The 11,505-nt window shown below is 38.8% G+C and carries 7 protein-coding genes; 3 read left to right on the top strand and 4 right to left on the bottom strand.

Annotated features, from left to right (window positions below; genetic code table 11):
- Nucleotides 1-273 precede the first annotated feature (273 nt).
- From ACEW8U_RS15330 to ACEW8U_RS15315, 4 genes are read right to left on the bottom strand one after another with little or no spacing between them, the layout of a single operon-like run.
- Nucleotides 274-1,341: a DUF4240 domain-containing protein gene (locus ACEW8U_RS15330; protein ID WP_373522929.1), complete on the bottom strand. Its 1,068-nt coding sequence runs from the start codon at nt 1,339-1,341 to the stop codon at nt 274-276.
- Nucleotides 1,342-1,362: 21 nt separating this feature from the next.
- A complete protein-coding gene (locus ACEW8U_RS15325; protein ID WP_373522928.1) occupies nt 1,363-2,241 on the bottom strand; it encodes a YicC/YloC family endoribonuclease in 879 nt (292 codons plus the stop codon).
- Nucleotides 2,242-2,265: 24 nt separating this feature from the next.
- Entirely contained in the window at nt 2,266-5,712 is a 3,447-nt protein-coding gene (locus ACEW8U_RS15320) for a biopolymer transporter Tol (protein ID WP_373522927.1), read from the bottom strand.
- Between the two features lie 44 nt (nt 5,713-5,756).
- Complete coding sequence (locus tag ACEW8U_RS15315; RefSeq protein ID WP_373522926.1) at nt 5,757-6,806, bottom strand: NAD(P)/FAD-dependent oxidoreductase; 1,050 nt, start codon at nt 6,804-6,806, stop codon at nt 5,757-5,759.
- Between the two features lie 56 nt (nt 6,807-6,862).
- On the opposite strand from ACEW8U_RS15315, the gene ACEW8U_RS15310 reads away from it, so the two are divergent.
- From ACEW8U_RS15310 to porU, 3 genes are read left to right on the top strand one after another with little or no spacing between them, the layout of a single operon-like run.
- Nucleotides 6,863-7,516, top strand: a complete 654-nt coding sequence (locus ACEW8U_RS15310) for an MBL fold metallo-hydrolase (protein WP_373522925.1) — start codon at nt 6,863-6,865, stop codon at nt 7,514-7,516.
- Nucleotides 7,516-8,217, top strand: a complete 702-nt coding sequence (gene pssA, locus ACEW8U_RS15305) for a CDP-diacylglycerol--serine O-phosphatidyltransferase (RefSeq protein WP_373522924.1) — start codon at nt 7,516-7,518, stop codon at nt 8,215-8,217. The genes ACEW8U_RS15310 and pssA overlap by 1 nt, the downstream gene beginning before the upstream one ends.
- The gene (porU, locus tag ACEW8U_RS15300) at nt 8,198-11,470 is read left to right on the top strand and encodes a type IX secretion system sortase PorU (protein WP_373522923.1); all 3,273 of its coding nucleotides are present in this window, start codon (nt 8,198-8,200) and stop codon (nt 11,468-11,470) included. Before pssA ends, porU begins: the two co-directional genes overlap by 20 nt.
- Nucleotides 11,471-11,505: the final 35 nt, after the last annotated feature.

Genomic DNA, 11,505 nt, shown 5'->3' with positions numbered 1-11,505 from the left:
CGCAGAGTAATTTTTTGCTCTTGCGGGAATCTATCACTAAATTTTCTGAAAACTTTTGTAGCGAGAAACATTCCAAATAAGCCCATTTCCTATAGGTTTTTGATGTTCTGAATGTGATTTTGTATATTGTGTACAACGTTTTTCAGCTATACGCAGGCAGGGAATTTTACCACTGAACTTCCTACGAAGAACTGAACTTCAATTTTAGCAATTTCCTGTCCTACGAAGCACGAAACCCCTGCTTGCGTATAGGTGATGTTGGCGGTTCGTTTTTTATTCCCACCCTTTAAAATTTGAATAAGTTTCATAGTCACATCCTGTATCGTAGTCCAACTGTTTTTTTGTCTTTCTTTCATAGGCTTCTTCTGGTAGACTTAAAAGCTCTTCAAACTCTAAATCTTTGGGCATTTTCTTAGGGTCATTCAAAACCTTCTCGAAGAAATCCTTCCCATTTGCAATGGCGCAACATCTCACATAAAGGAAGTAGTCGCCCGAAAAATGTTTATTATCATCTTGATATGATTCTTCACCAATATTTCTTGCGTGTTCCCTTGTGTCAAGCAAATATAACTTATAAGCTAGGCTTTCCTTAAATTGCTTAATTTCAGAAACTTTCATTTTTGACAAGTAGTCTATTGCTGGCTGAATTTGGCTTTCTGATGTCTTTAAATCCCATTTAATTTTATCAATCACTGCCCAAAACAGTTGGTCTTCAATCATTTTTTTAGGCTTCATCTGTTTCTTTCTTAAATCAGCCCATCGTTTTTCAGATTCTATTTTTGCCTTTTCGACTTCCTCAATGAATTCGTCTTTTTCATTTTCCCATCTCCATTCTAAAAACATATTGTTTCCGAAATCTGGAGTAATTACACCTGAAAGTGGAAAACCTTCTTTTATTCCGTTTCTTCCATCTCCTAATTTGTATTCTAATGATAATTCAAATTCAGTAAGATGAAGATTACCTAAAAATTCATATTCCTTTATTCTATTATATTTTTCATTGTCAGTAAAGAATTCAATGCAATAATTATTGTTGTAGGAAAATCTGTCACGACAAAGAATTTCCCTTAACCTAGAATCGGAAATTTTTGGCTTTTCAATATCAATATAGTTTAAGACACCTAGCATTAATGTCCCACCTTCAGATTCGTCAAAAAATGACTTACCTTTCCTAATCACTTTGAAAGCTCCAAAAAAGTTTCTTTCAAGTTTGGTTATAAAAATGTCTCCTTCTTTTACTTGCATCGTCTCTTTTAAAATGACCGCCAACGGTCTCTTTCCACAATAGTGAAAAGCAACCCTTTTTGGCATGCTTTCTACAATATTGGGGAAATCTCCCATATCTAAATTATTGCCAATCCCTTACAAAATATTCAAAGATTGTTCTTTGATCTTTTCCAGTTCGTCCTTCATGATGACAACGTGCTTTTGTATATGTGCATCATTGGCCTTAGAACCTATAGTATTGATCTCACGACCGATTTCCTGACTGATAAAGCCGAGCTTTTTTCCTTGGTTGTTATCCACTTTCAAGTTTTTCTCAAAATAGTCTAGGTGGGTTTCCAACCTTACCAATTCCTCTGTAATATCGATTTTTTCAAAATAATAAATCAGTTCTTGCTCAAAGCGGTTTTTGTCAAAACTGTTTTCCTCCAACCAATCCTTGAAATTATTTCTGATCCTTTCCCTGATTCTTTCTTTGCGCACAGGGTCAGCTGATTTGACTTCGCCAAGTCCATTTCTGATCACTGAAAGATTCTCCATAAATTTCCCCTCCAATACTTTTCCTTCATCGCTTCTGAAAACATCACATTCCTTTAGCGCTTTGGTGATCGCAACTTTGATGCTTTCCCATTCCTGAGCGTCGGTATTTTTTTCAGAAATATTGGAAATGACATTTGGAGATTGCAAAGCCAGTTTGAAAATTTCCCCGCTTTGGCTTCCAGCTTTTTCCAACATTGCCTGGTATTTACTGAAATAAGTCAGAAAAAGATCCTCATTGATGCTTATAGGCAAGTCCTCGGTGGTCTTGTTAGTGAATTCAATATTGAGGTTGACTTTCCCCCTTTCCAATACCCCACTGACCATATTTCTGATCTCCAATTCTTTGTCCGAAAACTGCTTGGGAGACCTGATGGACAGGTCCAAAAATTTAGAATTCAGTGTTTTGACTTCAACACTGATAATGAAGTTTTTGTCCTCCAGTCCGGCCAAGCCATAGCCTGTCATTGATTTGATCATAACAAATAATTGATTGAAACAAAATTAGAAATTGTACCCTAAAGTAACGTAAAATTTAAGATCATCCCCTTGATAATTCCTGACAGGTTTTGCAACGTCAAACTTAAAGTAGTAATTCAACAACACCGTTCTCATTCCTCCACCAAAACTTTGCAACCATGGGTTGTTGAAATTGTTGAGGGTTATGACAAAAGGAGATCCCGGCGTACTTATAACCTCAGTATTCTGATCGTTGACTTTCTCCCAAGGTGCCGCAGTATTCCAGGCAGATCCTACATCATAAAAAGCCACCAATTGAAAGTTTTTGACAAAATTGGAGGTGATATTCCCTCTTGACAAATAAGAGAACACAGGTATACGGAGTTCTGTGGTGAATGTCATTACGTTTCTTCCCCTGATTTCATCAAAAAGATACCCTCTCAGATCCACAAATTCTGCAAAGAGAATATTTGAATTTTCCATACCTTCAGGATTTCTCACCGGAGATTCTTCAGGCCTGTTGCTAGGTGGATTGTAAAATTGATTGAAAAGCCAATTGTTCATACCACCCACCAGATAATTTTGCGGGTTGTTTCCGAAGAATGAACCTACATATAATCGGGAAGCAAGGATGATATTTTTATGGATGCTCTGATAATTTCTGAAATCAAGATAGAAATTTGTAAATGACCTTTCCGCTATGTTCAACCCCTGATAATGAACTATCCCTGTTTTAGCTTTTAGGCCTTTCTGCATGTAAAGCCCTATCTGTTGTGTATTATCGTAGACAAACTCGAACCTACCCCCCGCGTAATTGACATCCAATCTATTCCTTTCAGGCATCTGACCTCTTACAATTGAATCAGGGTTGAGATTGAAATATTGAGTTTTGGCTATAAAAGGTGAGATAGAAACCCTTGAGTGTATATTGAAAGGGTATGAGAAACCAAATTCAGTTTTGTTCAGGACATACCTTTGAAATACATCGCCTTGAGGAATCTGAAGAGCCGTTCTGTCATATCTCAACCTAAAGTCAATTCTTTGCTTGAGGTATTCATATTCAAAAAATATGTCACTACCAGACCTGAAATCCAAAGGTGTCATCAGCCCACCTTTAAAATTATGATTGTCCAAAATATCAGTCATGTTTCCTGAAAGGGCAAGACCAAAGCCTCTCAAAGGATCCACTATCCAGTCAGTACTAAGACTGCTGGTGATAAACTGAGGCATCATCCTTCTTGGACCTGTTACCCGCTTTTGCAAGCTCTGTCTCCTGAAATTTTCAAGAATATTACTTCTTCCCCCTGCCTGAACAGGCCTACTTTCCGGGGCAGCGATTCTCGGAATGGTATCAAAGGTATAATTATCAGTATCTATCCCTCCCTTTCTTTCAAAGCGTAATCTGTCAGTACTGATGCTTCCCGTAAGACTTTTTGGAGCAGGTATTGTATCAAATTCAATCTCAGTATCAGTCCTTAAAACTCGGTCTGAAACCGGGGGCTGAGTGGAGGTGGTAGTAGTAGGTGGGGTGGCTGCAGTCGCTTGTGGCGTGGTCCCTCTTGGGGGTGGACTCAAAAGCAAATCTTCCAATCTAATGTTCAAGGTGGTATCCCTTTTAGCCTGAGTTTGAACAGGCCTTCTTACAATTTCTGTTTGTGCTGGTCTTTGTTCTTCCTCGATTTCCACTCTTCTTGAAGATATTCTTTCCGAAAGGGTTTTGGCTTGGGAAAGCTGTATCCTAGGGGTACTTGGGGTAAATTGATCGACATTGGAATAGGATTCCAAAACCAACCTGCTTTGATTGCCATCACGATAGGAGTAGGCAATCCTGTTAGCTCTTGAAGAATAATCAAAAGCTTCCAAGCTCTTGTTAAAGGCTGACATTTGACTGGCAATTCCATTTGAAATGGTCAACCGCATCAGGTTCATGATTCCACTCTGATCACTCAGAAAAAGGACATTGTTACTGTTCAGCACCCGAGGTCTGATATTTCGATTATTTAGGTTTGTCAACTTGGTGATTTTCGCAGAATCTTCCATATCCACCTGAAACAGGTTGAAATAATCTGGTAATAATTTCACATCAGGTGTTTTAGTGAGCAAAGAATCAGCTAAAACCACTTGGTTAGATGCAAAAATAATCGTGGAATCATTCAAGAAAACCGGAGAGATATTGTCAAAAACATCATTGGTAATCCTCTTGCCGACTCCTCTGACATTAAGTGCATAAATATCAGATTTACCATTGGAAATCGCCGAAAGCACCATATTTCTGCCTGAAGAATTGAAATCAAGGCTGAGAATCTGGGTGATGTTTCTAAGGAAAATTTTATCCTGAGCCGAACCGTCAATTGCCCTACTGCGCAAAGTGGTGGTACCCCTTTTGAAAGTTGCAATGGCAAGGTTCAATGTGTCACGCCAAGCGATAATTGGTGCGGATAAATTAACTGGTTGATCGGATGAATTTGCTCCACCGGAATAAATGGTTCTTTCTCTTCCATTGGCCAATTCTTTCACCTGCACTTTAAATCTACCGCCATTATTGATCACATATGCAAGGTGCTTGGCATCGGGGCTGAATTTGATATCATTGATAATGCCAAGATGAGAGGATGAAGTAGATGCTATTTCGTTGGAATCGTTTATTTCTTTGAATGATGTAAAAACCTGCTGATTGGTATTGAGGTAGAATTGCCTCCATTGTTCCTGAAAAGTTTTATAATTGAGTCCTATGGTATTAGCAATGCTATTTTCCTCATTTCTATTGATCCTACTCAGATTTAAGATACTTGAGATATACCTTCTTCCATATTTTTCCACTATAAAATTCCAAACCGATTGACCAACAAGTCCTGCTTCCCTGTTTTTAAGTTTGTGGAGTTTGATGTTTTTGTTTTCTTTGAAATGATGTCTTACAAAATCATCCATTTCCATACTCCATCCATGGGCAAGGTACATGGCTGCACCTTCAATATACCACTCCGGAAAACTGTTTATAAGGTTGGATTGAAATGCGTCAGCGATGGTGGAACCGTACAACATCTCCTCAATGATAACTTTTGATGTGGTATAAATCAGTTCTCTTTTAAAGGATTCCCAAGTTCCAGTAAATGCAACCTCCCCTATTAACCTACTAAAGAATGTCTGCCCGTCAATGGTAAACTCATCTTTGTTGAGATTAAGGTTACTTTGCAGTATTTCCTGTTGGGAGTTATAGATGAATATTTTTGGTTTGGTATAGGCAACATAACCAATCAATTGGGTCAACCTATCAAATTCAGATTCCAAATAATCAATAGCCATCCGGGCATTATTGCCTCCACCATCGTTATAATACACCTCAAAATTATTAGAGCTATAAAAATACCATTCGATATTTTTATGCTGTACTCTATTCTTTCCGAATCTTTCTCTGTCAAACTGTGCCCATGTCAAAAACGGCATCTGTAAAAAGAAGATTGACAAGCCTAAGACTATGATTCTATTTTTCATTTACCTGACTTCACTTGGGTTTTAAATATACTTAAAAATTTGAACTATGTATTTTTCCACCGTTTAATGTTTACATCTTTTTCAAGTTCCCCGCCATGAAATAGCATTTCAACCATTTTTTTACTGTAATAGGGAATAAGCGAAACTCCTTTGGCTCCAAAGCCATTGAAGATGTAAACGCTCTTGTAAGCCGTATGTTTTCCGATAAATGGCTTTCTGTCTCTTGTCGCAGGACGGATTCCATACCGATGGTAAATTACTTCCTCCAACGGTACAGAAATCAGCTTTCCCAACTTTTCAAGAATTTCTTTTTTTGACTTTTCGGTTGGTCCCAAATCCAAATCATCTTTGGTATAAGTGGATCCTACCCTGTGCAATCCATTTGGCAAGGAAATTCTAAACACCCCCCTATTAATAATTTCATTTGGTATAAAACCCTGCTTTATATCCAGAATTTCACCCTTAACAGGTGCAAAGGGCAGATTCCTAAAAAACCGGCTTTCCATGGCACCTAGCCCATTGCAGTAAACAATGCCCCGAGCTTTAATCCCCTTGTAAACAATCCCATCTTCACTAATTTCCAAAAGGTCCTCTTGAAATTTCTCCTCCAATAAAAGTCCTTCCTTTTTTAAATAAATCGAATAATCATCCAAAAGCTTGTTTATATTAAGATATCCGGAGTTTTTGAGCATTATTCCTCCATTAGGATTTACTACTTCTGGATAAAATGACTTAGTATGGATTTGATCAAAATAATCTTGAAATCCGAGTTCGCCGCTTTTCCCCATCCATTCATTTTGCTCCTCAATAGTCAAAAACGGTCTATAAATATTTTTGGAAAACAGGAACTTACTGGTCAATAGGAACTCCATTTTTTGATACAATGGTTCTATCTCTGGAAAAAGCAAATCTGCATTCCAAGTCTTCGCCATTTTTTTACCTGTAATGGGATTATACAAACCTGCAGCTACCCTACTGCTAAGGTTGGCCTCAGGTTGGTCGATAACCAATACTTTTGCCCCCACTTCCAACAGCCGAAAAGACAGAACCGTACCTGCCAATCCCTGACCAATGAGTAAAAAATCTACTTCCATGGCCAAAAATAATTTCTTTATTCGTTATTTTGAGATTGACACCAAAAGATTTCCTTATGCTCAAGCTTAAAATGTTCACGTTCAACCCTTTTCAGGAAAACACTTATGTTTTATTTGATGAAACAAAGGAAGCTGTGATTTTCGACCCGGGCTGTTATGAAAAACAGGAGAACGATGAACTTGTCGCCTTCATCAACAGTGAAGATTTAAAAGTTACACATCTTATCAATACCCATTGTCATATAGACCATGTGTTGGGAAATGCATTTGTCAAGAATAAATACAAGGTGCCATTTTTGATCCACCAAAAGGAAATACCTGTTTTGAAATCTGTGAACGTATATGCGTCCAATTATGGATTTCCAGGATATCAGGAAACCGAACCGGATGGGTATCTTGATGAAAAGAAAAAATTTAAGTTCGGAAACACAGAACTGGACATTCTATTTGTACCCGGTCATGCTCCGGGACATCTTGTATTCTATCATAAAGACTCCAAAATCTGTATTGCAGGGGACACATTGTTCCAAGGCAGCATTGGGAGGACAGACCTTCCCGGTGGGGACCATCAAACTTTACTTCGGGCGATCAAATCAGAATTGTTTTCACTTCCTGATGACACCATCGTGTATCCCGGACATGGACCCGAGACAGACATTGGAACTGAAAAACAATTCAACCCTTTTGTAGGTAAAAATGCCAGGACCTGATGAAAAAGCACATCCCAAATGCCCTGACGAGTGCCAACCTTCTTTGCGGAATGATTGGAATAGTCTATGTGCTGAATGGAGAAATAAACTACGTTGCCTATTTCATATTCTTGGCAGCGCTTTTTGACTTTTTGGATGGGTTTGTGGCTAGAATACTGAAAGTAAGCAGTGAGATCGGGAAACAATTGGACTCATTGGCGGATTTGGTGACTTTTGGGGTTTTGCCTGCGTTTATACTTTTCAAAACGGTAGAATCAAATACCGATATTTGGTTTTTGCCTTTTTTGGTTTTGGTGGTCGCAGTTTTTTCTGCTGTTCGACTTGCCAAATTCAATATAGACGAAAGGCAATCAGATCGATTTATTGGAGTACCTACTCCTGCAAATGCCTTATTGATCAGCACAATACCATTTCTTTCAGAACGATTACCCTTTTTCGAACCCTATCTGAACAATCCTTACATCTTGATTGGATTGGCATTTTTGATGTCTTATTTGTTGGTTGCAGAACTTCCTTTAATTGCGCTTAAATTCAAGGATTATTCCATATCCAATAATATTTTCAGATACCTGGTCATCGGAGCTTCACTCATCTTCCTCATTGTCTTGGGGATAGCAGGCATTCCATTTGCCATAATTTCATATATTGCGCTCTCGATAGCAGAAGCTTGGATTACAAAAAATGCCGAAACAGTACCCTAAATATTTAATAACCCTTTGTTTTCATTTGGCATTGAGTTTTGTTGTCCATCAGGCATCTGCACAGGACAATAATGACTTTTTAAAATTCCCTGTTACAAAATCCGGCGTTTACAAAATCCATGCAACTCAACTGAACAACCTAGGACTTCCGGAGATCAATGAGGTGTCAGTGTTTGGACATCCCGGAATGCTTCCCCAAAAGCTAGATAGCATCAATACTACACTCAGAGAAATTCCTGTCAAGGTATTGGACAACCAACTCGTATTCTATGTGGAAGGCCCCCATCAGGTGGAATTTGAAAATGGCACATTGGCTTACCATCATCATTTATATGCTGATACCCTTTATTATTTGATAGGAAAAAAGTCAAAAGGAAATCCGATAAATACTGTCTCATCAGGAAATTCAGGAGAACCGAATCCCGGTGGAAGGGTTTATCAGGTCAAAACCCAAAAGTGGGAACAAACCAACTTGTTGAATTCAGGAAGAAACTGGTTTTCAGCCCCGATATTTTCAGGGGGAAATTTGCAATATTCTGCTCAAATACCAGAAAATGCCCTCAATCCGGTTGAACTCACATTGAAATTAATGGCCCAATCTTTAAACCCAGCTACTTTTTCCATCAATGCAAACGGGCAGGCTCTCGATAAGATCAACATAACAGGAGTACCAAACACAACCTATGGTATCAAAGGCCGGGAAGAAATATTCAGCACCTCATTTTCCTCAAGCAGCAATTTGGCACTGAATGTCCAATTCCAAAGTACAGACATCAATGCGACGGGTTATCTTGATTATTCCATCCTATCGGTTCCTTTTCTAGCAGCTTCTTTAAGCAGTGGCATTTATTACCAATCGCAAGAGCAAGAGGTGGAAGTTTCCTCAAGTGATGGTACCATATGGAATGTCAGTGATCCATTTGATATTTATGAAATACAGGGCACAGCATCTTTGAAGTCAGGTGAAAAAATTGCTGTATTTAATTTGAATACAATCCCTGTGATCAGTGATCTCAAAAGCATTGGGATGTCGATCAGGAATATTGACCAAAAACCTGACTTGTTCATTATCACCAATAGTATTCTGGCAACACAGGCGGAAAGGCTTTCGGCCCACAAAAAGTCAATCGGCATTGTCAGTCAAGTTATCATATTGGAAGATATCTACGATCAATTTGGTTATGGCTCAAAGGACATCACAGCGATCAGAAATTTTTTGGCTTTTCATTACCATAAAGATTTTAGACTTCAAAATGTATTGTTTTTCGGCAAAGGAACTTATGATTACAAAGGCAAACTGGGCGGGAGACCTAACTTGGTGCCCTCATACAGTTCCAGAAACAGTCTCAACCCACTGACCACTTATAGTTCGGATGATTATTTTGGCTTTTTGGATTGGGGACAAGGCGAATGGGTAGAATCCAATGCAGGTGATGAGGATCTGAGAATCGGAGTTGGCAGAATTCCCGCGATCAACATAGTCGAAGCAAGGGAAATGGTCAATAAGATTATTTCTTACGAAACGGGAATAGCTATCTCAGGAGATTGGAAAAGAAACATTGCTTTCTTTGCTGATGATGGGGACAACAATATCCATTTGAGGGATGCTGAGGCACATGCTGCTTTCATTTCGGAAAATCATCCCGAATTTCTGATCAAGAAACTATACTTGGACAGGTTTGAACAAGTCCGAAATGGTGCAGTTCAAAGTTCCCCTAAAGCCAGAGAAGGACTGAAAGAATCTATCAAAGATGGTGTTTTGTTGCTCAATTATATCGGTCATGGTAATGAGACTACTTTGACCGCAGAGCGGGTGTTTACGGTTTCTGACCTAAATGATTGGCCTGAAAACCCATATTTGCCGCTATTCGTCACCGCAACCTGTGAATTTGGTAGACATGATAGTCCATTGATTCGGTCTGCTGCAGAGGAATTACTTTTTGCAGAAAAAAAGGGTGCAATCGGCTTATTGACTACCGGTAGACCGGTTTTTAGCAGTGTCAACTTTACACTGAACAAGGCTTTTATAGAAACTGTATTCCAAAAACCAAACGGTGAATCTTTGGACTTGGGCGAAATATTTCGCATCACCAAAAATAACAGTCAAAATGGACCATTCAATAGAAATTTCTCACTATTGGGAGATCCCTCTCTGAAATTGGCCGTACCGGAACTTGAAACAAGGACTACCTCGATTTTTGATGTCAGGCTGGAAGTGGATACCGACACCTTAAAAGCTAAACAGCAAGTCCAAATCATAGGACAGGTTACAGACCCATTGACAGGTTCAGTGCTTTCAGGTTCAAATGGAGAATATGAAATACAAATCACAGACAAACCCAGAACTTTGAAATCTCTGGGAGATGAAAGCGAGCAGACTGAATTTCTGGAAGAACAGAACCTATTGTTCAAAGGACAGGGCACAATTACCAATGGGGAGTTTGTTTCAAATGTTTTTATTCCCAGAAACATCGATTACAGTTTGGGAGTGGGTACTATCAGAATATTTGCCCAATTGGAAAATGGTATAGATGAAGCCATGGGGGCTGTCAGAATTCCAATCACGGGGACATCGACCTACCAAAGTTCCGATACTGAAGGTCCTGCTATTCAAATGTTGTATGGTCAGGCTATGACTCCTGGGCCAGGCAGCACTTTCCCTTCAGCCAATATTCCGCTGAGGATTCTCTTAGAGGACATTTCCGGTATCAACATTTCTTCCCAGAATATCGGACAGGATATATTGCTAAGAATCAATGACAGCAACCCTATCATCCTCAATGGTGATTTTATTGCTAAAGAAAATGGCTTTCAAAAAGGGGAAATTCAAACCCTGATGACCGGATTAAAAGAAGGACCAAATACAGTTTCTTTGGAAGCTTGGGACAATCTCGGCAACAGGTCCATAAAAACAGAAATCATTGATATTAAAGGAAGCTTGGAATTGAAGATTTTGAGTCATGTTGTATATCCTAATCCAAGTTCCGAAAAGAGTAAATTTATGATTACCCACAACAGGCAATCTGAAAACTTATTTCTGGAATTGGAGGTTTATTCTGTGCATGGTGGAATAATATTTAAATCGGCTAAGCGTTATCTAGGAGCTGATTTTCTACTGGATGATTTTGAATGGATTTTTTTCCGTTCAAAGACCAAATATCCCGTAAAAGGAACTTATATTTACAGGTTATTGCTCACTTCTGAAAAAGATGGTTCCTCAGACACCAAGAGCGGAAAAATTATTATTCAATGAAACTACAAATAAGAACCTTAATTGCCCCGACCATT

This window comes from Aquiflexum sp., from assembly GCF_041751335.1.
In the GTDB taxonomy this organism is placed as follows: Bacteria; Bacteroidota; Bacteroidia; order Cytophagales; family Cyclobacteriaceae; genus Aquiflexum.
This window is presented reverse-complemented; position numbering and strand designations above follow the sequence as displayed.

Coding starts and splice junctions, on each gene's coding strand:
- porU (WP_373522923.1), top strand. CDS start 8,198: ATGCCGAAACAGTACCCTAAATATTTAATAACCCTTTGTTTTCATTTG.
- ACEW8U_RS15310 (WP_373522925.1), top strand. CDS start 6,863: ATGCTCAAGCTTAAAATGTTCACGTTCAACCCTTTTCAGGAAAACACT.
- ACEW8U_RS15315 (WP_373522926.1), bottom strand. CDS start 6,806: ATGGAAGTAGATTTTTTACTCATTGGTCAGGGATTGGCAGGTACGGTT.
- ACEW8U_RS15325 (WP_373522928.1), bottom strand. CDS start 2,241: ATGATCAAATCAATGACAGGCTATGGCTTGGCCGGACTGGAGGACAAA.
- ACEW8U_RS15320 (WP_373522927.1), bottom strand. CDS start 5,712: ATGAAAAATAGAATCATAGTCTTAGGCTTGTCAATCTTCTTTTTACAG.
- pssA (WP_373522924.1), top strand. CDS start 7,516: ATGAAAAAGCACATCCCAAATGCCCTGACGAGTGCCAACCTTCTTTGC.
- ACEW8U_RS15330 (WP_373522929.1), bottom strand. CDS start 1,341: ATGGGAGATTTCCCCAATATTGTAGAAAGCATGCCAAAAAGGGTTGCT.